The organism is Streptomyces sp. JH34 (assembly GCF_029428875.1).
GTDB lineage: Bacteria > Actinomycetota > Actinomycetes > Streptomycetales > Streptomycetaceae > Streptomyces.
This window is the reverse complement of sequence record NZ_JAJSOO010000001.1, coordinates 3707465-3729198: the sequence shown is the minus strand read 5'-3', so window position 1 is coordinate 3729198 and position 21734 is coordinate 3707465. Positions and strand designations below refer to the sequence as shown.

Here is a 21734-nt window from a genome sequence, read left to right as displayed (position 1 = left end):
AAGAACGACGCCGATCACATGTCGCACTCGATCATGGAGGACAGGCGCACCGGGTGGAGGAGCTGGTCGGCATACAGCTTCTGAACCCCCCGGGATCCGCCCTCGGGAGCTGCTGCGATCTGGCGATCGCCCTGGTCGGGTCGGTCTCTGCCCGACCGGTGCGCCGTACCGGCGCGGTCTGGCCGACAGGCCACGATCGCAGGCGTCGGCGCTTCAAGGACCCGCCGTCCGGTCCTGGCGGGTGGTGTGGCGGTAGTTGTCACCGGCGGCACCACGGAGGGACACGATGCCGGCGGTCCGCGTGCTGCTCGGCACGGTGGCGGGCGGCACGATGCCGGCGGTCCGCGCCCTGATCGGCACGGTGGCGAGCGCCGTGCCGGCGGTGTCGCTGCGTCTGATCGATCTGCGCGAGGCGATGGAACCTGGCGCGACGCGCCGGGCGATCGGCCACGGACGAGGGGACGCCCCGGTGCCTGGCCGGTGCCTGGTGGTGGCCCCGGGGAAGGGTGATCATCCCTTTCCGGGGGCACCACCATGTGGTGAAGGCCGTGTGCGAGAGAATGGCGTCATGGAGATGCCGAGGAATGAACGGTCGCAGGAGCACCCCCAGGTCCTCGTAGTGGGGCAGGACGGAATGGCTATCGGCGGCGGCGGTGACGACGAGTCGCGCGAGGTCCCGGTGACGGAGATGGTCGAACAGCCCGCGAAGGTCATGCGCATCGGCAGCATGATCAAGCAGCTTCTGGAGGAGGTCAGGGCGGCTCCTCTCGACGAGGCGAGCCGGGTCCGGCTGAAGGAGATCCACGCGAGCTCGGTGAAGGAGCTCGAGGACGGTCTTGCCCCGGAACTCGTGGAGGAGCTGGAGCGGCTCTCACTGCCGTTCACCGAGGAGTCCGTACCGTCGGAAGCCGAGCTGCGGATCGCGCAGGCCCAGCTGGTCGGCTGGCTCGAGGGCCTCTTCCACGGCATCCAGACGGCACTGTTCGCCCAGCAGATGGCGGCCCGTGCACAGCTGGAGCAGATGCGCCGTGCCCTTCCTCCGGGCGTCGGCCATGAAGACGAGGAAGGCGTTGTCGACCCTCACGGTCCTGCGCGTTCCGGTCCCTACCTGTAACCCTCAGCGCTCACCGACTGTCCTACGCAACCGGGGCCCGGCACACGCGACGTGTGCCGGGCCCCGCCGTTTGCCGGTCCGCTTCTCCGCCCGGTCCGCCCGGTCCGCCCGGTGACGAGGAGCCGGGCAGCCGGGGAGCCGAGCAGCCGGCCTGGTAGATGCCACGTGCTTGGTTGGCCGTGCCGGGCTGCCCTTTGGGCCTCGGGCCTTCAGCTTCAGACCTTCGCGTCAGGCCTTCGGCGCAGCCAGGAGGATCTTCCCGATGTGGCTGCTGGACTCCATCAGCCGGTGGGCTTCGGCTGCCTCCGTCATCGGCATCGTGCGGTCCACGATCGGCTTGACGACACCGTCGGCGAGCAGGGGCCACACGTGCTCGCGAACTGCGGCGATGATCGCGGCCTTCTCCGCGAGAGGCCGCGCGCGAAGCGACGTCGCCGTGACAGCGGCCCGCTTGCTCAGAAGGGCACTCAGGTTGAGCTCGCCCTTGGCACCGCCCTGAAGGCCGATGATGGCGAGGCGACCGTTCACAGCCAGGGCCCGTACGTTCCGGTCGAGATACTTCGCCCCGACGATGTCGAGGATGACGTCCGCCCCCACGCCGTCCGTGGCCTGACGCAGCTCCTCGACGAAATCCTGCTCGCGGTAGTCGATGAGGATGTCGGCTCCGAGCTCCTGACAGCGCGCCAGCTTCTCGGGGCCTCCCGCCGTCACGGCGACGCGCGCGCCGACGGCCTTGGCGAGCTGGATCGCCATCGTGCCGATTCCGCTGGATCCGCCGTGGACCAGAAGGGTCTCGCCGGGGCGGAGGTGAGCCACCATGAAGACGTTGGACCAGACCGTCGCCGCCACCTCGGGCAATGCCGCGGCCTCGGTGAGGTCTACGCCGTCGGGCACCGGCAGCAACTGGCCGACGGGCACAGCCACCTTCTCTGCGTACCCGCCGCCCGCGAGCAGTCCGCACACCTCGTCGCCCACGGCCCATCCCGTGACTCCGGGGCCCAGCTCCGTGATGCGGCCCGCACATTCGAGGCCGGGGTAGGGAGAGGCGCCGGGCGGAGGGTTGTAGAAGCCCTGCCGCTGCAGGACATCGGCCCGGTTGACCGCACTGGACACGACCTCGACGAGGACTTCGCCCTCGCCTGGTACGGGATCGGGGACCTCGGCCCATACGAGCGCTTCGGGGCCGCCGGGTTCGGGGATCGTGATCGCATACATGGGCGCGAGGCTACTCCGTACACGGTCCCGGGCGGGGCAGACCTGCCTGCATGCGGGGCGGACCCGCTTGAGTTCGGGGGCCCTGTGCGCGGGCGATCTGCCTGTGTGCTGGGCGGACCCGCCGATGTACGGGGCGGACCCGCTGGTGTGTACGGAGAAGGACCCGCCGGTGTGTACAGAGGCGGACGTGCCGGTGTGTACAGAGGCGGACCCGCCGGTGTGCCGGGGCCCGACCGCTCCTGCTACGACCGCTGGCCGGGCGACTGAGGATGCTGCGTCGCAGACGTATGCAGCGGTGATGCACGCACGATGGTGATCACCCGGTCCGTCAGCTGCAGAGGGCTGGCCGCCGGATCGTCGTAACCCAGCAGCCTGTGGCCGCGCAGCACGCTCACCACCAGGTCGTCGGTCTCACGGACGCTCTTGCCCACCTCGGCCTTTATCACCGGTCGTTCGACGAGATCGAGCCCGCTGCCCTGCTGGATGAGATCCTCCATCACCGTGCCCGCGCTGGGGCTGAGGACGGAGAGACCGAGCAGACGTCCCGCCGCGCTCGCGCTGGTGATCACGGCGTCGGCACCGGACTGCCGCAGCAGTGGCGCGTTCTCCTCCTCACGGACGGCGGCCACGATCTTCGCACCGCGGTTGAGCTGACGCGCGGTCAAGGCAACCAGTACGGCGGTGTCGTCGCGCTGGGTGGCGATGATGATCTGGCGGGCCTTCTGGACCTCGGCCCGCAACAGCACATCACTTCGGGTCGCATCGCCCAGCACGCCCACGAAGCCTTCGGCGTTGGCTGCTTCGATCACCTTGCCGGCCGGATCGACGATGACGATCTGGTCCTTCTTCAGCCCGGTCGTACACAGCGTCTGGATCGCTGAACGGCCTTTCGTGCCGAAGCCGACGACCACGGTGTGTTCACGCAAGTTGCTTCTCCAACGGTTCAGCCGGAAATCCTCCCGGGTCCGTTCCGTCAGGACCTCGAGGGTGGTGCCGACCAGGATGATCAGGAAGAGCACACGCAACGGCGTCACCAGCACCACATTGACCAAGCGGGCCGGGTCGCTGTACGGGACGATGTCGCCGTAGCCGGTCGTCGACAATGTCACTGTCGCGTAGTAGACGGCGTCGAGGAAATCGACCTTGTTGTCGGCGTTGTCGTGGTAGCCGCCCCGGTCCGCCCAGACGATGAAGACCGTGGTGGCCAGCACCGTGAGAGCCATAGCCAGACGCTTGGCCACCTGCCGCAGCGGTCTGTCGACCACCCGCCGGGGCAGAAGCACCCGGGTGGGGACGACATGTTCGTCTGCGCGCCTGGCCATCGCATCGTGGCCGGGAAGTTTCACGTGAAACACCCTTCCGTCCACGGCGACGCCGAGGCCCACGGTAGATCGAGGATCTCCACCTCGGTGCCGGACCGTACCCCGCCGGGAGGTACCACGGCCAGCCCGTCCGCGGCAGCGATCCCCCGGAGCATGGCGGGGCCGTTGTAATGAAGAGGCACGACGCTGTCGTCGCGATGAACCACAGGGATGAGCCGCGTGTCGTGCGGGTGCCCCTGCACCTCGTCGTGGACAGGCGCACGGTACGGGTCCTGGGCAGTGCGACCAGCGATTCCCCGGAGCAGGGGCTCGGCCAGTGTCAGCAGTCCGGACACCGCGGCAAGAGGGTTGCCGGGCAATCCCACCAGGCAGGGGCCGCCCTCGGTGAGGCGTGCCAGGAGCATGGGATGACCGGGGCGTACGGCCACCCCATCGACGAGGAGATCGGCACCGATCTCGGCCAGCACCGGGTGCACATGGTCCACGGGGCCGGCGGCTGTCCCGCCCGTGGTGAGGATCAGGTCGGCATCGGAGGAGATGAGTGCCTGCCGGAGCGCCTCGGCATCGTCCCCGAGCCGTCGGGGCTCGGCCACCTCCGCTCCCAAAGCCCGGAGCCAGGGGACCAGCATGGGGCCGAGCGCATCCCGGATCAGTCCGTCGTGGGGAAGCCCCGCTGTGAGGAGTTCGTCGCCGAGGACGAAGACATCGACACGGGGCCGGGGTACGGCGACGAGCGCGTCGTACCCGGCGGCGGCCGCCAGCCCGAGTACGGGAGGAGTCACCACCGTCCCCACAGGCAGAAGCTCGTCGCCGGACCGGCACTCCTGGCCCCTGGGCCGGATGTCTTGGCCCGGAACCACCTCGCGGTCGGCGTGCAGAAGCCCCTTGGCCTCGTCGAAGTGCGCGTGCTCGGTGCGGATCACGGCCGTGGCATCCGCGGGAAGACGCGCACCTGTGGCGATCCTCAGCGCCTGCCCGTCGGGGAGCGGTTCCGTGGAACCGCGTCCGGCAAGCAGCCCTTCCCCCTCCCGGACGGCCCAGGGGCCCGGCCCCGCGACGGCCCAGCCGTCCATGGCCGAGGTGTCGAACGACGGCAGATCCGTGAGCGCTACGACCGCCTCGGCCAGGACGTGTCCGAGAGCACGGTCCAGTGGAAGCCGGTGGGCAGTCGGGGGAGTGGCGCGGCCGAGGCGTTCGGCCAGGGCACGCGCCGCGGCCCAGGCGGTGGCTTCGGCCCGGTGGGCGTGCGGGGAGGACACGGATCGGCCGGCCGATGAGCCCTCGTGGGGCCGGGAGGAACCCGAGGGAGGGACGCCTGGGATCGAGGCGCCCGGCCTCGGTGAAGTCGAGGCCGGTGAGTACGACGTCGGTGAGCTCGGGTTCGGTGAGCTCGGGTTCGGTGAGCTCGGGTTCGGTGAGCTCGGGTTCGGTGAGCTCGGGTTCCGTGAGCTCGGGTTCCGTGAGCTCGGGTTCCGTGAGCTCAGGTTCCGTGAGCTCAGGTTCGGGCCGGCGCTCGCGTTCGGCCTCGTCGGCGCCGACGAGGGCGTCGCCGGTGATGTCGATGTCGCCGCTGGCGGGGAATTCGGCTTGGGGGACGTCTCGCCGGGCCCCACCGGTGGGCGGTGCCCGGCCTGCGGCTGACGGCCGACGAGAGCCAGAGCCTGCTCGACGGCCCGCTCCTCCTCGGCGCGCTCTTCGTCGGCGCGCTCCTCCTCGGCCGACCGGCCTCCGTCAGCCGGCCGTTCCTCGCGTCCGTGCGCGGTCACGGCGTGCCGGGTCCGCTACCCGCCTCCGTTTCCTCGGCCCATCGGAGCGCGAGGGCAGTGGCCTTGCGGGAGAAATCTGCAACCGCGTCAGTCGCATCCTCCGGGCTTCTGCCGCTGCTCGCCATCGCAGCCGCGTACCCCACCAGGAAGGTGGTCAGTGGCGCGGCCGGCCGGGCGACGCCATGCGCCGCGTCGCGGGCGAGGTCGAGCAGGACGCCGGTATCGACGTCGAGTTCGATGCCCAGTTCGTTCTTGACTGTGGTGATCCATTCGTCCAGCACGGTCCCATGCTCCCTGATCCGCGCCCTGGCGGCAGCAATGTCTTCCCAGGTGTCGCAGTCGAAGGAAGCCAAAGGGCCGGCGGGGACCCGGGCCAGGTCCAGTTCGGCGGTCAGGTGGCGCAGAGGGAGTCCGGCCAGGCTGCCGTGCTCGGTGGCGAGAAGTGCGAGTTCACGGCGCAGCGGCTCGGCCCGGTACACCGCGACCAACGGCTGGTCCCGCCCGTCCCGGTCGGTGCACAGGGCGCCTTCGCGGGATCCCGGATCCGTCGCGGCCAGCAACGCGCGGATGGTCGCCTCCCCCAGGAACGGCAGGTCCGCGGAGAGCACCAGGACATTTTCCGCTTCCGTGTGCCGTACACCAGCATCGAGTGCGGCCAAAGGCCCGCCGCCTTCCGGCACTTCGCGAGTCCAGGTGACCGGACGCACGGTCGCCCTGCGCCCACCCACCACCACGGTGGACCCGGCGTCGGCACATACGGCCAGCACCCGGTCGAGCAGCGACCGGCCACCCACGTGGAGCCCTGGCTTGTCAGCTCCTCCGAGGCGCTTCGCGGCCCCTCCGGCAAGAACGATGGCGTCATACGCGGTCATGCCCCCGAGTATGCGGGCCCTCCGTCCCCGGCGGGCCCCCGGGGACCGAACTCACGAGAAGCCCGGGCCGGGGGCGCCATGCTCCCGTGCTCCGTCACAGAGTGCGCAACAACACCGCCGGCTGTTCCACACAGTCGGCCACGTACCTCAGGAAGCCGCCTGCCGTTCCGCCGTCGCAGACCCGGTGGTCGAAGGTGAGCGAGAGCTGCACGACCTGGCGAACAGCCAGCTCGCCCTCGTGCACCCAGGGTTTGGGCATGATCCGGCCGACGCCGAGCATGGCCGCTTCGGGGTGGTTGATGATGGGAGTCGAACCGTCGACTCCGAACACCCCGTAGTTGTTCAGCGTGAACGTCCCGCCGGTGAGCTGCGCCGGGGTCAGCTTCCCGTCCCGCGCCGCGCCGGTCAGGCGGGCGATCTCCGCGCCGATGGACTCCGCGTTCCTGGTATGCGCGTCACGGACGACCGGAACGACGAGGCCCCGCTCCGTCTGCGCGGCAAATCCCAGGTGCACCCCGGACAGCCGCACGATCTCCCGTGCGTCCGCGTCGACCGTCGAGTTGAGTTCGGGGAACCGCGCCAGAGCCGCCGTGCAGATGCGGGCCAACAGGGCGAGCACCGACACCTTGGGCCCGGCCGCGGAACCACCGGCCGCGTTCATGGCGGCCCGTGCCGCCATCAGCTCGGTGGCGTCTGCGTCGACCCAGCACGTGGCTTCGGGAATCTCACGCCGGCTGCGTGACAGCTTGTCGGCGACGGCGCCCCGGACCCCGCGCAGCGGGATCCGCTCGACGGACGGCTCCGCATCCGGCACGGTTACCGGCTGTCCCCCGGCAGCGGGTGCTTCCGCCGCCTTGATGGCGGACTCCACGTCGGTACGCAGAATCAGCCCGTCGCGTCCCGTACCGACGATCTGCCGGAGATCGAGGCCGTGCTGCCGTGCCAGCTTCCGAACCAGCGGGGAGATGACCGCAACGGGGCCCTGAGGCCGTACCACACCGAGTACCGGGGCCGAATCCATCGCCACAGCGGTGGTCGTCCCTGGCGCCGTGGATGTCTCCGCGGCCGACGCACCGATCCTGGTCGCGGGCGCCACGATCCCGGCCGCGGTCGCCGGTGCCGGGGACACGGCCGAGACGGGCGCGGGCCTCACCCGTCGCCTCCGAGCGGCAGGTGCACCCGTGCCGTAGCCGACCAGCACATTGCCCGACGCCCCGCTCTCGGCAGCACCGCCACCTGAGGACGTGACGGAACCCGCGCGCTCCGTGGTCCGCTCCACCGATCCGACCGCCACGGTCAGGAGCGGTGCGCCGACCGGGAGCTCCGCGCCCTCCTCGCCGTATCGTGCCGTCACCACGCCCCCGTAGGGGCAGGGCACCTCCACCATGGCCTTGGCCGTCTCGACCTCGACGACCGGCTGATCGACGGCGACCACGTCGCCGACCTCCACCAGCCAGCGCACGATCTCCGCCTCGGTCAGTCCTTCGCCCAGGTCGGGCAGCCTGAATTCCAGCACCTGCGCCATCAGCTCTCCGCCTCCCACTGAAGACGGGCGACCGCGTCGAGCACCCGGTCCACGCCCGGCAGATGGTGCCGCTCCTGCATCGGCGGCGGATAGGGGATGTCGAATCCCGCGACGCGCAGCACCGGCGCCTCCAGATGGTGGAAGCACCGCTCGGTGACCCGCGCCGCGATCTCTCCGCCCGGACCTCCGAACCCGGACGACTCGTGGACGACCACCGCACGACCGGTGCGGCGGACCGACGCGGCGACGGTCTCGTCGTCGAACGGCACCAGCGAGCGCAGGTCTACCACTTCGAGATCCCACCCCTCGGCCGTGGCCGCCTCGGCAGCTTCCAGACACACGGGGAGGGACGGCCCATAGGTGATCAGGGTCGCGCTGCGGCCGGGGCGCCGGACCACCGCCCGCCCTATCGGCTCGACCGACGCCGGCGCATCCGGTGACCAGTCGGCCTTGGACCAGTAGAGCCGCTTCGGTTCCAGGAAGACCACCGGGTCGTCGGAGGCGATCGACTCCCTCAGCAGGCCGTAGGCGTCGTCGACGGTGGCCGGCATGACGACGTGCAGGCCGGGTGTCGCCATGTAGTACGCCTCGGAGGAGTCGCTGTGATGCTCCACCCCGCCGATCCCGCCGCCGTACGGCACCCGCACCGTGATCGGCATAGGCATCGCCCCGCCCGTCCGGTTCCGCATCTTGGCGACATGGCTGACCAACTGCTCGAACGCCGGATAGGCGAAGGCGTCGAACTGCATCTCCACCACGGGCCGAAGCCCGTACATCGCCATTCCCACGGCCGCGCCGAGGATGCCCGCCTCGGCCAGTGGAGTGTCCGTGCAGCGCTCGTCGCCGAACTCCTTCGCCAGGCCGTCGGTGACGCGGAAGACGCCACCGAGTGTTCCGACGTCCTCCCCCAGGACGTGCACCGTCGGATCCTCAGCCATCGAGTCACGCAGTGCCCGCCCGAGGGCCTGCGCCATCGTGGCCGGTTTGGCCCTGCCGGTGCGTTCACCGGCGGTCGCGGCAGCGGTGCTCATCGGCCATCCCCCACGCCGTTCTCGTCGTTCTCGTCGTTCGGACCGTGCTCGGCGTCCAGCTCGACCCGCAACCGGTCCGCCTGCTCCCGTAGCTGCCCGGTCTGTTGCTCGTAGACATGGGCGAACAGGTCCATCGGGTCGAGCACCGGATCGGCGTTCATCTGCTCCCGCAGGCCCTCCGCCATCCGCTCGGCCCCCTCCCGCACCGTGCTCATGCCGTCCTCGTCCAGCAGTCCGCGCCCGGTCAGCTCCCGCTCGAGGAGCTTGATGGGATCATGCGCGCGCCACGTCTCCACCTCGCTGTCACCGCGGTAACGGGTGGCGTCGTCGGCGTTCGTGTGGGCGTCCATGCGGTACGTGACCGCCTCGACCAGAGTCGGTCCCTCCCCACGCCTGGCCCGTGCCACCGCTTCGCTCAGCACCTGGTGCATCGCGGCCGCGTCGTTGCCGTCGACCAGACGTCCCGGCATGCCGTATCCCACGGCCTTGTGGGCGAGGGACGGCGCCGCGGTCTGCTTCGCCAGCGGCACGGAGATCGCGAAACCGTTGTTCTGCACGAGGAACACGACCGGCGCACGCCAGACGGCCGCGAAATTCAGTGCCTCGTGGAAATCGCCCTCACTCGTCCCGCCGTCACCGACCATCGCGAGCGCCACCACATCGTCGCCCTTGAGGCGCGCCGCATGCGCCAGCCCCACGGCATGCGGCAACTGGGTGGCCAGTGGGGTGCACAGGGGGGCGATGCGGTGCTCACGCGGGTCGTACCCGGTGTGCCGGTCGCCCCGCAGCAGCGTCAGCGCCTCGACCGGATCCAGGCCTCGCGCCACCGCGGCCAGGGTGTCGCGGTAGCTGGGGAAGAGCCAGTCCCTGTCCTCCAGGACGAGAGCCGCCGCGATCTCACAGGCCTCCTGGCCGGTGCTCGACGGGTACACCGCGAGCCTGCCCTGCTTGGTGAGCGCCGTGGCCTGGGCGTTGTACCGCCGGCCGCGGACCAGCTCGGCGTAGAGCCTCAGCAGCAGCTCGGGGTCGGCACCCGCTGCGGCATCGGTACCGAGCACGCGGAACGGCTCGGGGTCCGGAAGCAGCGGCGCGGGATCGGTGAGCGGCTTCCAGGCCGGGGGCGGCGTGGGCCGGTAGACGGCTGCGCCGGGCAGCTCCTGGACCGTCATGACAAGCACCTCCTGGCATCGGGATACATCGGGGGTGTCGAAATCTGCAGAATGTCGGGGCGTGATCAGGCACTGGTGTGGCGTGCCTCACCTACCGATTGTTCGGTCGCGGGCGCAATTTGGCTACAGGCACCTTCAGCCTGTGGACAAACGGTTCTCCACAGCCTGGGATAGGGGCAGGTCGTCCACAACAGGGAGGCGCGGGCAGATGGCAGCTGAACAAATGGCCGACGGGGTCGTGGATCCGGGCCCCATTCCGCCCGCACGGCCGCTGGACTCCACCGATCGCGCCATCCTGGGCATCCTCCGGTCGGACGGCCGCGCCTCGATACGGTCGGTCGCCGAACGTGTCCACGTCTCGCGGGCCAATGCCTACGCCCGCATCAACAGGCTCGTCGAGGACGGGGTGATACGCGGCTTCAGCGCCCGCGTGAATCACGAACGGGCGGGGCAGGCCGCCTCCGCCTACATCACGCTCAAGATCGTCCAGAACTCCTGGCGCACCGTGCGCGAACAGCTCCAGGCGCTGCCCGGAGCCACCCACATCGCGCTGGTCAGCGGTGACTTCGACGTCCTGCTCCTCGTGCACACCCCTGACAACCAGGCGCTCCGTGAGCTGGTCCTGACGAGGATCCAGGCCATACCGGAAGTCCTGTCGACCCGCACCCTGCTGGTGTTCGAGGAGACCGACCTGGGCCCCCGGCCGGACCGCCCGGCGGAACTCAACGGGTGACCCGGCCGGGCGCCGCCCACGAAGGCGCGTCCGTGCGTGCCGGTCAGGCGGCCCGCATACCCTCGAAAGCGAGCCGGACGACGGTGTCGGCGAGCTGCTCCGCCTCCGGGGAGCCGTCCGGATGCGGGCGGTACCACTCGACCAGTGAATTCACCATGCCGAAGAGCAGCCGCGTCGCCAGGCGTATGTCCACGTCGGCGCGGAGGTCCCCCTCCGCCACCGCGGCCTTGAGCAGCTCGGACACCCGCTGGTCGAACTCACGCCGGCGCTCCAGGGCCCAGCGCTCCGTCCTGGTGTTACCGCGCACGCGCAGCAGCAGGGTGACGTACGGCAGCTCCGCCGTGAGCACCTCGACCGTGCGGCGCGTGACGTACTCGACCCGGGCGATCGCCCGCCCTTGTACCGCACCCGTCTCGTCGAGGATGCCGAAGAGCCCGTCGAGCGCCCGGCTCACCGCCCGCCTCAGGAGCTCTTCCTTGCCCGCCACGTGGTGGTAGATGGACGATTTGGAGATGCCCGCCGCCTTGGAGAGGTGCTCCATGGACGTGCCGTCGTAGCCGCGCTCGTTGAACACGCGGACGGCAACGGTCAGGAGTGTCTCCGGGGTGTACGTGTCCCGCTTGGCCGTGGTCATGACCGCGATCCTCCCCCATGAGTTGTCCACAGGTTCTTTGGGGCCCCTTGTCCCGACCGATCGTTCGGTTACTCTAACTCCGTCAGCACATCCCTGCCCGGCTCGACGAGGAGTTGGTCCGTCATGGCCGCCGAGCTTTCCCCCGAGAAGCTGTCCGAGATCCACCGCCCGACGCTCGACCAGGCTCTCGACGCCATCCGCACGCGCGCCTACTGGTCCCCGCACCCGGAGCACCCGAAGGCCTACGGCACGGAGGGCCTCCCCGGCAGCCTCGGCGCGGCCGAGGGCAAGGCCGCGTTCGACGCCGTGCTCAACACCCGGCTGGATCTCGGCCAGCCCGGCACCGACGGCTGGACCGGCGGCGAGGTCTCGCCGTACGGGCCGGAGCTCGGCGTCGAGTATCCGCATGCCGACCCCGACGTCCTGCTCCCCGCCATGAGTGCCGCCATGGGTTCCTGGCGTGCGGCAGGGCCGGAGACGAGGGCCCTGGTCTGCCTCGAGATCCTCGCCCGGATCAGCGCGCGTACGCACGAGCTGGCGCACGCCGTGATGCACACCAGCGGTCAGGCGTTCGTGATGGCCTTCCAGGCCGGCGGCCCGCACGCCCAGGACCGCGGACTGGAGGCCGTGGCGTACGCCTTCGAGGAACAGACCCGGACCCCGCGCAGCGCCGACTGGTCGAAGCCCCAGGGAAAGCGCGACCCGCTGCAGCTGCACAAGTCGTACACAGCGGCCGGGCGCGGCATCTCTCTGCTGATCGGCTGCAACACCTTCCCCACGTGGAACGGCTACCCCGGACTCTTCGCCTCACTGGCCACCGGCAATCCCGTTCTGGTCAAGCCTCACCCACGGGCGGTCCTGCCGCTGGCACTCACCGTCCAGCTGGCGCGCGAGGTGCTGAGCCAGGCGGGCTTCGACCCGAATCTCGTCGCCCTGGCGGCGGAGCGGCCCGGCGAGGGCATCGCCAAGACCCTCGCGGTGCGGCCCGAAGTGAAGATCATCGACTACACCGGCTCCTCCGCCTTCGGCGACTGGCTGGAGACCAACGCCCGGCAGGCCCAGGTCTACACGGAGAAGGCGGGCGTCAACACGATCGTCCTCGACTCCACCGACAACTACCGGGGCATGCTCTCCAATCTGGCCTTCTCGCTCTCCCTCTACAGCGGCCAGATGTGCACGACTCCGCAGAACCTGCTCATCCCGCGTGACGGCATCACCACCGACGTGGGCGCCAAGACCTACGAGGACGTGGTGGCGGACATCGCCGAGGCGGTGAACGGGCTCCTCGGCGACGACGCCCGGGCCAACGGCCTGCTCGGCGCTCTGGTGAACCCGGATGTGAAGGCCCGGCTGGAAGGCGCCTCCGCCCTGGGGGACGTCGCGCTCGCCTCGCGACCGGTCACCAACCCCGAATTCCCCGACGCCGTCGTCCGTACGCCGGTTCTCGTGAAGCTCGACGGCACCGAGCCCGACGACGGGGCTGCCTACCTCTCGGAGTGCTTCGGCCCGGTCTCGTTCGCGGTCGCCGTCGGCTCGACCGGCGAGGCACTGGACCTGCTGCGCCGCACGATCCGCGAGAAGGGCGCGATGACCGTCGGCGCCTACACGACGTCCCCCGAGGTGGAACAGGCGGTGGAGGAGGTCTGCTTCGACGAATCGGCTCAGCTCTCGCTGAACCTCACCGGCGGCGTGTACGTCAACCAGACAGCGGCCTTCTCCGACTTCCACGGTTCAGGGGGCAACCCGGCTGCCAACGCCGCACTCTGCGACGGGGCCTTCGTGTCCAACCGATTCCGGGTGGTGGAGGTCCGCCGCCAGGCCTGAGCAAGGACCTGCCGACGGCCGGGTGACCGGTGGAGCGGTCGGCCGCTCCACCGGTCACCCGGCCTGTGGGTCCGAAATGTCTGCGTACCGTTGCACCCAGGCGTGCATCGCGATCGCGGCCGCCGCGCCCGCGTTGATCGACCGCGTCGAGCCGAACTGCGCGATCGAGCAAACCATCGAGGCGTGTTCGCGCGCCTCCTCCGTCAGACCGGGCCCCTCCTGTCCGAACAGCAGCACGCAGCGGCGCGGCAGCTCCGTGCGCTCCAGCGGCACGGCCCCGGGAAGATTGTCGATACCGATGATCGGGAGCCCCTCGGCCGCCGCCCATGCGGTCAGATCCGCCGTGTCCGGGTGGTGGCGCACATGCTGGTAGCGGTCGGTGACCATGGCCCCACGCCGGTTCCAGCGCCTCCGGCCCACGATGTGGATCTCCTTCGCGAGGAAGGCGTTGGCAGTGCGCACGACGGAGCCGATGTTGAAGTCATGACCCCAGTTCTCCACCGCCACGTGGAAGTCGTGCCGCCGGGTGTCGAGATCGGCGACGATCGCTTCCCGCGTCCAGTAGCGGTAGGCGTCGCCCACGTTGCGCCGGTCCCCGTTCGCGAGGAGTTCGGGGTCGTAACGCTCCCCCTCGGGCCAGGGCAGCGGGTGCGGCCCGACGCCGATCACGGCGCCGTACCCGTCGTCGTACTGGATCGGCTCCGCGGACGGATCGGGCGCCACTGCCACCTGGGGCTCTTCTGTACTACCGGTCTCGCTGGTCACCCGATGAGCGTATGGCCACTGCCGTCGCCGCTGCGCGTGGCCTCCTCGTCGCCAGGCCCCTCCCTGCGCTGCCCCGGTAGCCGGAACCTGACCGCCGTCCTGGAGAACAGGCGCTGCCGGGCGAGCGACACCCTGTGTCCCAGCCAGAGCAGGAACACCGTCGGCAGGAAGACCGCGTCCGCGGCGATCATCGCCATGGAGAAGAAGGGCAGCCCCAGCAGGACCGCGATACCGGCGTGCTCGCCGATCATGAGGACCAGCAGGACGTTCTTGACCCGCCGGTTGAACAGTGTGAAGGGGAACGCGACCTGCACGATGACCGTGGCGTAGGTCAGCACCATGATCGCCAGAGCGCTGGATGCGACCAGCCCGGACAGCCCGGGCCACGGGGTGAAGTAGTCCAGCTTGAGCGGGTAGAAGATCGCGGTGCCGTCCTGCCAGCGGGAGCCCTGGATCTTGTACCAGCCGGCGGTCGCGTAGATCAGACACACCTCGGCCATGATCACGAAAAGCGCGGCGTTGTGGGCCAGGTTGGCCAGGACGTCGAACAGGGTGCGCAGTTCATGGCCCGGCGCATACCGGTCGAGGGCCCACCAGGCACCGTTCCCCAGCCACAGTAGCCACAGCACGGACTGCAGCCACCAGGTGCCGCCGAGCCCTCCCAGGAGCGTGGCGGGCACGAGGACACAGCCGAGGACCACCCACAGGACGATGCCCGTGATGTCACGAGCCGGGTTCCCGCTCCCGGTGGGGCGAGCTGCGTCCCCGGCTGCTCGGCGCGCGTCCAGGGACCAGACCCGGGCGCAGCGGGTGAACACCAGATAGAGCGCCATCAGGTGGATGACGTTGTCGCCGCCGTCGCCCATGAAGATGCTGCGGTTCTGCAGGGAGAGCACCCCGGCCATGAACAGGACGGACGTCGCCCGGGTCCGCCAGCCGACCGCCAGCAGCGCGGCCGACACCAGCGTGAGCACGTAGACGGTCTCGAACCAGAACGTGCTGTCCGACCACATCAAGGCGGTGAAGGCGTCGTTGTTGCCGATGAGCCGACGGGCCATGCCCCAGCTCCACGGCCCGTCGGGACCGTACAGCTCACGGCGGTGGGGCCACTCGCGCAGCAGGAACAGCAGACAGGTGACGGAGACGCCGATCCGGACGACGGCACTCTGATAGGTGCCGAGGGGTGAAGCCGTGGCGCGCTGGACGGCGCGGCCGAGCGACCGGCCGGCGGTCCCTGCACGGTCACGGACCGAGGCGGGAGAGCTCATTTCCCTGCCCTCCCGGTCTTCGGGGAGGTCCCGGCCTTCGGGGATCCGTCCGTCGCGTCGGCCTGCGGGAGGTCGGACGGAGTGATGTTCCACCACGGCAGTTCCCTGTACTCCGTCTTGGTACTGATCTTCTCGTCGCTCCACGTCGGGGCTCCGACGGAGCGTACGGCGGACCGCACCTGGACGCGTTCGACCGTGCCGCCGTAGCCGTGCTCGGCGAGGCGGAGCATCACGATGCGGCGGATGTAGCGCTCGGACAGTTCGCCGCGCAGACCGGCGGCCCGGTTCTCGCTGTCGTGCGACCCGGTGTAGAAGTCCCAGGCTCGGCGCAGTCCGTTCTGGTCGACATGGCTCGGGAGGAGGTTTCCCCGTATCGCCTCGCCGTCGTCATGCGAGAGATTGATCCAGTGGGTGACGCTGCTGCCGTCGGCACCGGTGCCGGTCAGCTCGGCCCGTACGTGCACGGAGATGTTCTGCTGGAGCGGATTGGGAGCGAACAGCTTCCAGTTCTGCTCGAACTCGGGATAGACCCAGTCGTCGACCACCTCGCCGTGCTGCTTCGTCAGCGTGTTGGACGGTGCGACGTGCAGAAAGATCATGGCTATGTGTGTGCAGGCCACCAGGCCTATGAGGGACAGCGCGAGCGCCGCGACGACCTGGTATCTCAGGGAGAGCGCGGCCATACCTGCACCCGGGCGGCTGCCGACGGCCCCGGGGGCGGCAGCCGTGGCCGGCGGTGCCGCGGCACCCGAGTCGGGGGGTGGGGCCGCCCTGTCCTCCGGTATTCCCGAAGGTGTGGACTCCGCGGCCTCGTCCGGCTCCGGGCGGTTCGTCACGCCGGGCATGGCGAGCTTGTTCTCGTCTCCGGTGCGCCCACCGTGGTCCCCGTCCATCCCGCCCCGATCGCCGTCGATCACCACTCAGTTATCCACAGGGTTGACACCCTACGGGCCTGCGACCCACCATTGAAGCCAAGGAACCGAACGATCGGTCGGTAGGGAGCCCGGGATGGCGGCAGTGACTGCGGACCAGAAGACGCAGGGGACGGCAGACACGGCGGAGGCGGAGCATCTGGCCGCATTCGACGCCGCGGTCGCAGCCGAGGACCGGATCGAGCCGCGGGACTGGATGCCTGAGGCGTACCGGGCCTCCCTGGTCCGCCAGATGGCGCAGCACGCCCACTCCGAGATCATCGGCATGCAACCCGAAGCCAACTGGATCTCGCGGGCACCCTCGCTCCGCCGCAAGGCCATTCTGATGGCGAAGGTGCAGGACGAGGCGGGGCACGGCCTCTATCTGTACAGCGCGGCCGAGACGCTGGGGACCAGTCGCGAGGAGCTCCTCGACAAGCTGCACGCCGGCCGGCAGCGCTACTCCTCGATCTTCAACTACCCCACGCTGACCTGGGCGGACGTCGGTGCCATCGGATGGCTGGTGGACGGCGCCGCGATCACCAACCAGGTCCCGCTCTGCCGCTGCTCCTACGGCCCGTACGCACGCGCGATGGTCCGGATCTGCAAGGAGGAGTCCTTCCACCAGCGCCAGGGATACGAACTGCTGCTCGCCCTCAGCCAGGGGACCCCCGCCCAGCACGAGATGGCGCAGGACGCGGTGAACCGCTGGTGGTGGCCCTCGCTGATGATGTTCGGTCCTCCCGACGACTCCTCGGCACACTCGGCACAGTCGATGGCCTGGAAGATCAAACGGCACTCCAACGACGAGCTCCGCCGGCGCTTCGTCGACATCTGCGTCCCGCAGGCGCAGGCGCTGGGACTCACCCTCCCCGACCCCGACATCCGCTGGAACGAGGACCTCGGCCGCCACGACTACGGAGCGGTCGACTGGACGGAGTTCCAGGAGGTCCTCAAGGGCAACGGCCCCTGCAACGAACAACGGCTCAACCAGCGGCGCACGGCCCACGAAGAGGGCGCCTGGGTCCGCGACGCGGCGGCGGCCTACGCAGACAAGCACGCGGCACGGACCGGTACAGCCGGAGCGGCCGCCCAGCCCGTGGAGGCGACCGCATGAGCAGCTCGACCGACTGGCCGCTGTGGGAGGTGTTCGTGCGCTCCCGGCGCGGGCTGTCCCACACCCACGCGGGCAGCCTGCACGCACCGGACGCCGAGATGGCGCTGCGTAACGCCCGAGACCTGTACACACGCCGATCGGAGGGAGTCTCCCTCTGGGTGGTCCCCTCGACGGCGATCACCGCCTCCTCGCCGGACGAGAAGGACTCGTTCTTCGAACCCGCTGGGGACAAGCCCTACCGTCACCCCACGTTCTACGAGATCCCCGAAGGGGTGAAGCACCTGTGACCGCGGCTCTCGCCCTCGGCGACGACGCGTTGGTGCTCTCGCACCGGCTGGGGGAGTGGGCCGGGCACGCCCCCGTCCTCGAGGAGGAAGTGGCCCTGGCCAACATCGCGCTGGACCTGTTGGGGCAGGCCAGGATGCTGCTCTCGTTCGTCGGTGACGAGGACCAGCTGGCCTACCTCCGCGAGGAGCGGGCTTTCCGCAACGTCCAGCTGGTGGAGCAGCCGAACGGCGACTTCGCCCACACCATCGCCCGTCAGCTCTACTTCTCCGTCTACCAGCACCTGCTGTACGAGCAGCTGGCAGCCGGCGAGGGTGAGTTCGCGGATCTCGCGGCCAAGGCCGTCAAGGAGGTCGCCTACCACCGGGACCACGCGGAGCAGTGGGTTCTGCGACTGGGTGACGGCACCGCGGAAAGCCATGAGCGCATGCAGCTCGCGCTCGACGCCCTGTGGCGGTTCACCGGGGAGCTGTTCGAGCCGGTCGAAGGAGTCGACGTGGACCGGGGCGCCCTGCGCGACGCATGGCTGTCCGCCGTCACGTCCGTGGTGAAGCAGGCCACCCTGGCCCTCCCGTCGGGGCCGCAGTCCGGGGCCTGGGCGGCCGGAGCGGGCCGGCAGGGCCTGCACACCGAGCCGTTCGGGCGAATGCTCGCCGAGATGCAGCATCTGCATCGCAGCCATCCGGGGGCGTCATGGTGACCACGGAGACCCCGCTGGAAGCGGAGCTCCACAGGCTGGCGGGCTCCGTGCCGGATCCCGAGTTGCCGGTCCTCACTCTGGACGAGCTAGGTGTGCTCCGCGGGGTGCGGATGGACCGGACGGACAAGGTCACCGTGCAGCTCACCCCGACATATACCGGCTGCCCGGCCATAGAGGCCATGTCCGCCGACATCGAGCGTGTGCTGCACGACCACGGCATCGCGGAGGTCTCCGTGGTCACGGTCCTCGCACCGGCCTGGTCGACGGACGACATCAGCGACGAAGGCCGCCGCAAACTCGCGGAGTTCGGCATAGCCCCGCCGCGTCCAGGCAGCGGGCCGGGCGGGCCTGTGCCGCTGACGCTCTCGGTGCGCTGCCCGCACTGCGGTTCCACGGACACGGAGCTGCTGAGCCGGTTCTCCTCCACGGCCTGCAAGGCCCTGCGCCGCTGCGTGGCCTGCCGCGAACCGTTCGACCACTTCAAGGAGTTGTAGATGTTCCATCCGCTCCGGGTCAGCGCGATCGAACGGATCACCGACGACGCGGTGACCGTCACCTTGTCGGTACCGCCCGAACTGCGCGAGACCTTCCGACACACCCCGGGCCAGCACCTGAATGTGCGCTACCGCGTCGACGGCACAGAAATCCGGCGCTCGTACTCGATCTGCGCACCCGCCACCGAACAGCCGCACGACCCCGTGGTCCGCGTGGGCATCCGCATGGTCGACGGCGGGACGTTTTCGACGTACGCCCTCAAGGAGCTGGCTGTAGGCGATCCGGTGGAGGCGATGCCGCCGACGGGCCGTTTCGTCCTCGATCCACGCCCAGGCCATTACGCCGCGATCGTCGGCGGCAGTGGCATCACACCCGTGCTGTCGATGGCGGCGACGCTGCTGGCACGCGAACCCCTGGCACGCTTCTGTCTGATCCGCAGCGACCGGACGGCCGCCTCGACGATGTTCCTCGACGAGGTGGCTGACCTCAAGGACCGCTATCCGGACCGCTTCCAGTTGGTGACCGGGCTCTCCCGGGAGGAACAGGCAGCAGGCCTTCCCTCGGGCCGGCTGGACCGCGAGCGGCTCACCGGGCTGCTGCCCGCGTTGCTGTCGGTGCCCGATGTGGACGGCTGGTTCCTGTGCGGGCCGCTCGGCCTGGTCCGGGAGGCTGAGAGCGCGCTGCGCGCGCTCGGCGCCGACCGGTCGCGCATCCACCAGGAGATCTTCCACGTCGCGGACGAGGGATCCGGTCCGTCTGCGGCCTCCAGGGTGTCCACATCGTCGGAGAGCAGGCTGACGGCGACGCTCGACGGCCGTTCGGGAAGCTGGCCGGTGGAGGACGGTGAATCGCTGCTGGACACGATGCTGCGAAGCCGGTCGGACGCCCCGTACGCCTGTAAGGGGGGTGTGTGTGGGACCTGCAGGGCCTTCCTGGTCTCCGGCGAAGTACAGATGGACCGCAACTTCGCCCTGGAGCCCGAGGAAACCGGTGCCGGGTTCGTGCTGGCCTGCCAGTCACACCCCGTCACGCCGGAGGTCGAGCTCGACTTCGACCGGTGACGGCCCGAGTGGGTTCCCCACTCGTGTCCCCTGCTGCCCTGGGCGTACGGGCACAGCCCGATGCCCGCACGTGCCGGCCGTTCCGACGCTTCGTGCCTCGTGGGCGCGGGCCCACGCAGGGTCCCGTCCGTGCTGGCCCACCGCAAAGAGCGACGTCGGCGTAAGCCGCGTCATCGAACTGCGCGGGCAGCACGGCGGTCACGGGGACATGCAGGTACGGAAAGACACAGGAACACGGCGGTGGGCAGAACGGCAGCCGCAGGGGCTTGTGCGGGCTCCCGGGGCTCCCGGGGCTCCCGGGGCTCCCGGGGCTCCTGCGGCAACCGGAAGGACGGGTTCGCCACGGCGGGCTCCCGGTACGGCGGCTGAGGTGGGCCGCGGCTCTGACCGACCGCCCGGAGCAATGTCAGGCGTCGGCGAGGGAACCCTCCTCGGGCATCCTCGGGCGACGGCGGAGGTCTGTAGCTGCAGCCTCAGAGGACGAAAGCCGAATTCCCGGTATCCGCGGTCATCGGACGCCCCGCGCCGTCCCAGGCCAACATGCCGCCGTTGATGTTCACCGCGTCGATGCCCTGCTGCACGAGGTACTGGGTGACCTGGGCGGACCGTCCTCCGACGCGGCACATCACATGCACGCGCCGACCGTCGTCGGCCGCCTCGGTCAGTTCGCCGAAACGGCCCACGAAGTCGCTCATGGGAATGTGCAGCGCATTATCGACGTGCCCGGCTGCCCACTCGTCGTCCTCACGGACGTCCAGCACGAAGCCGTCCGACGGAACCGCCGCGACGTCCACCGATGGCACCGGAGCGAAATTCATGGGTAAGCCTTCTCTCGTACGTACGCGCCAGAGTCATCCGGAACGCTACTGCACCAGCCCCGCCAGCTCGTCTTCCCGCTGGGCGACCTCTGCCAGAAGCTTCTCCCCGATGTCGTCCAGCAACGTGTCGGGGTCGTCCGGAGCCATCCTCAGCATCGAGCCGATCGCGCTCTCCTCCAGCTCCTGGGCCAGAACCGTGAGCAGTTCCTTACGGCGGCTCAGCCACTCCAGCCGCGCGTAGAGCTCCTCGCTCTCGCTCAAGCGCAGCTCGGACGCCACAGGGCCCGCCGCCCATTCGGCAGCCAGCTCCTTGAGCAACGCCACGTCGCCACGTCCGTAGGCCGCGTTCACACGAGCGATGAACTCATCCCGCCGTGTGCGCTCCTTCTCGTCCGGTGCCAGGTCCGGGTGGGCCTGACGGGCCAGCTCGCGGTAGAGCTTGCGAGCCTCCTCGCCCGGCCTGACCCGCTTCGGCGGTCGGACGGGCTGCTCGGTGAGCATGGCCGAAGCCTCGGGCGAGAGCCCGTCCGAGTCCATCCAGTCGTGGAAGAGCTCATCGACACCAGGCATCGGCATGACGATGGCCCGCGCCTCCTGCGCCTTGCGCAGATCCTCGGGATCGCCGGACTTCGCGGCCCGTGCCTCCGCGATCTGCGCGTCCAACTCGTCGAGGCGCGCATACATCGGACCGAGCTTCTGGTGATGCAACCGGGAGAAGTTCTCCACCTCGACCCGGAAGGTCTCCACCGCGATCTCGAACTCGATCAGCGCCTGCTCCGCGACCCGGACTGCCTTGGCGAGGCGCTCCTCGGGCCGAGGAGCACCGTTCTCACCAGTCGCCGCGTCACCGCTCACCCCGTCGCCCGCGCCGGCAGTGGGATCACCGGCGGCATCACCGGAGGCAGAAGCCGCCTGCTCCGCGCCGTGCGGATCCACGTGCAGGTCGTCTTCCCGCGCCGCGCCCTGCGCGTGCTGCGGGTCGTCCTGCCGGTCCTGGTTCTGCCGGTCTTCGTCGTTCCGGGAGGTGGGCACCCCGGCGGCTTCGTGGGTCACCCGTCCAGCGTATGGCCACGGAAGGCACCACGAACACACACGGTGGTGTCGGAACC

21 protein-coding genes are annotated in these 21734 nt (G+C 70.0%); 8 read left to right on the top strand and 13 right to left on the bottom strand.

The window, feature by feature from the left end:
• Nucleotides 1-568 precede the first annotated feature (568 nt).
• Nucleotides 569-1114, top strand: coding sequence for a bacterial proteasome activator family protein (locus tag LWJ43_RS16590; protein ID WP_385449656.1), 546 nt, complete (start codon nt 569-571; stop codon nt 1112-1114).
• A gap of 228 nt (nt 1115-1342) precedes the next feature.
• Here the strand turns inward: LWJ43_RS16590 and LWJ43_RS16585 are convergent, their stop codons facing one another.
• From LWJ43_RS16585 to pdhA, 7 genes are all read right to left on the bottom strand, one after another.
• Nucleotides 1343-2329: an NAD(P)H-quinone oxidoreductase gene (locus LWJ43_RS16585; protein ID WP_277333011.1), complete on the bottom strand. Its 987-nt coding sequence runs from the start codon at nt 2327-2329 to the stop codon at nt 1343-1345.
• Between the two features lie 242 nt (nt 2330-2571).
• Nucleotides 2572-3714 (bottom strand): potassium channel family protein, encoded by a 1143-nt coding sequence (locus tag LWJ43_RS16580; protein ID WP_277333010.1) that lies wholly within the window; start codon nt 3712-3714, stop codon nt 2572-2574.
• Nucleotides 3672-5417, bottom strand: coding sequence for a molybdopterin molybdotransferase MoeA (locus LWJ43_RS16575; protein WP_277333009.1), 1746 nt, complete (start codon nt 5415-5417; stop codon nt 3672-3674). Before LWJ43_RS16575 ends, LWJ43_RS16580 begins: the two co-directional genes overlap by 43 nt.
• Nucleotides 5414-6289, bottom strand: coding sequence for an NTP transferase domain-containing protein (locus LWJ43_RS16570; RefSeq protein ID WP_277333008.1), 876 nt, complete (start codon nt 6287-6289; stop codon nt 5414-5416). The genes LWJ43_RS16575 and LWJ43_RS16570 overlap by 4 nt, the downstream gene beginning before the upstream one ends.
• Nucleotides 6290-6383: 94 nt before the next feature.
• Nucleotides 6384-7814, bottom strand: coding sequence for a dihydrolipoamide acetyltransferase family protein (locus tag LWJ43_RS16565; RefSeq protein WP_277333007.1), 1431 nt, complete (start codon nt 7812-7814; stop codon nt 6384-6386).
• On the bottom strand, nt 7814-8845 hold the full coding sequence (locus LWJ43_RS16560; protein ID WP_277333006.1) for an alpha-ketoacid dehydrogenase subunit beta: 1032 nt from the start codon (nt 8843-8845) through the stop codon (nt 7814-7816). The genes LWJ43_RS16565 and LWJ43_RS16560 overlap by 1 nt, the downstream gene beginning before the upstream one ends.
• Nucleotides 8842-10014: a pyruvate dehydrogenase (acetyl-transferring) E1 component subunit alpha gene (gene pdhA / locus LWJ43_RS16555; RefSeq protein WP_277333005.1), complete on the bottom strand. Its 1173-nt coding sequence runs from the start codon at nt 10012-10014 to the stop codon at nt 8842-8844. Before pdhA ends, LWJ43_RS16560 begins: the two co-directional genes overlap by 4 nt.
• Before the next feature lie 208 nt (nt 10015-10222).
• Here pdhA and LWJ43_RS16550 point away from each other — a divergent pair, with 208 nt between their 5' ends.
• Entirely contained in the window at nt 10223-10747 is a 525-nt protein-coding gene (locus LWJ43_RS16550) for an Lrp/AsnC family transcriptional regulator (RefSeq protein ID WP_277333004.1), read from the top strand.
• A 43-nt stretch (nt 10748-10790) separates the two neighbouring features.
• Here LWJ43_RS16550 and LWJ43_RS16545 read toward each other — a convergent pair whose 3' ends face one another.
• On the bottom strand, nt 10791-11381 hold the full coding sequence (locus LWJ43_RS16545) for a TetR/AcrR family transcriptional regulator (RefSeq protein WP_277333003.1): 591 nt from the start codon (nt 11379-11381) through the stop codon (nt 10791-10793).
• Nucleotides 11382-11504: 123 nt separating this feature from the next.
• Here LWJ43_RS16545 and paaN point away from each other — a divergent pair, with 123 nt between their 5' ends.
• Nucleotides 11505-13205, top strand: a complete 1701-nt coding sequence (gene paaN, locus LWJ43_RS16540; RefSeq protein WP_277333002.1) for a phenylacetic acid degradation protein PaaN — start codon at nt 11505-11507, stop codon at nt 13203-13205.
• Between the two features lie 54 nt (nt 13206-13259).
• Here paaN and LWJ43_RS16535 read toward each other — a convergent pair whose 3' ends face one another.
• Genes LWJ43_RS16535 through LWJ43_RS16525 form a run of 3 tightly spaced genes read right to left on the bottom strand, consistent with a single transcriptional unit; the run spans nt 13260 to nt 16158 of the window.
• Nucleotides 13260-13970 carry a TrmH family RNA methyltransferase gene (locus tag LWJ43_RS16535; protein WP_277333001.1) on the bottom strand — a complete coding sequence of 237 codons (711 nt, stop codon included), beginning with the start codon at nt 13968-13970 and terminating at the stop codon, nt 13260-13262.
• Entirely contained in the window at nt 13967-15238 is a 1272-nt protein-coding gene (locus LWJ43_RS16530) for an HTTM domain-containing protein (RefSeq protein WP_277333000.1), read from the bottom strand. Before LWJ43_RS16530 ends, LWJ43_RS16535 begins: the two co-directional genes overlap by 4 nt.
• Entirely contained in the window at nt 15235-16158 is a 924-nt protein-coding gene (locus LWJ43_RS16525) for a DUF5819 family protein (RefSeq protein ID WP_277332999.1), read from the bottom strand. The genes LWJ43_RS16530 and LWJ43_RS16525 overlap by 4 nt, the downstream gene beginning before the upstream one ends.
• 88 nt (nt 16159-16246) lie before the next feature.
• On the opposite strand from LWJ43_RS16525, the gene paaA reads away from it, so the two are divergent.
• Genes paaA through LWJ43_RS16500 form a run of 5 tightly spaced genes read left to right on the top strand, consistent with a single transcriptional unit; the run spans nt 16247 to nt 19807 of the window.
• Complete coding sequence (paaA, locus tag LWJ43_RS16520) at nt 16247-17266, top strand: 1,2-phenylacetyl-CoA epoxidase subunit PaaA (protein WP_277332998.1); 1020 nt, start codon at nt 16247-16249, stop codon at nt 17264-17266.
• Entirely contained in the window at nt 17263-17553 is a 291-nt protein-coding gene (gene paaB, locus LWJ43_RS16515) for a 1,2-phenylacetyl-CoA epoxidase subunit PaaB (RefSeq protein WP_069171673.1), read from the top strand. The genes paaA and paaB overlap by 4 nt, the downstream gene beginning before the upstream one ends.
• Nucleotides 17550-18251 carry a 1,2-phenylacetyl-CoA epoxidase subunit PaaC gene (gene paaC, locus LWJ43_RS16510; protein WP_277332997.1) on the top strand — a complete coding sequence of 234 codons (702 nt, stop codon included), beginning with the start codon at nt 17550-17552 and terminating at the stop codon, nt 18249-18251. Before paaB ends, paaC begins: the two co-directional genes overlap by 4 nt.
• Entirely contained in the window at nt 18245-18745 is a 501-nt protein-coding gene (gene paaD, locus LWJ43_RS16505) for a 1,2-phenylacetyl-CoA epoxidase subunit PaaD (RefSeq protein ID WP_462100886.1), read from the top strand. The genes paaC and paaD overlap by 7 nt, the downstream gene beginning before the upstream one ends.
• Nucleotides 18746-19807 (top strand): 2Fe-2S iron-sulfur cluster-binding protein, encoded by a 1062-nt coding sequence (locus tag LWJ43_RS16500; protein WP_277332996.1) that lies wholly within the window; start codon nt 18746-18748, stop codon nt 19805-19807.
• A 473-nt stretch (nt 19808-20280) separates the two neighbouring features.
• Here LWJ43_RS16500 and LWJ43_RS16495 read toward each other — a convergent pair whose 3' ends face one another.
• Complete coding sequence (locus tag LWJ43_RS16495; protein WP_277332995.1) at nt 20281-20625, bottom strand: rhodanese-like domain-containing protein; 345 nt, start codon at nt 20623-20625, stop codon at nt 20281-20283.
• A 45-nt stretch (nt 20626-20670) separates the two neighbouring features.
• Nucleotides 20671-21678, bottom strand: a complete 1008-nt coding sequence (locus tag LWJ43_RS16490) for a J domain-containing protein (RefSeq protein ID WP_277332994.1) — start codon at nt 21676-21678, stop codon at nt 20671-20673.
• Nucleotides 21679-21734 lie beyond the last annotated feature (56 nt).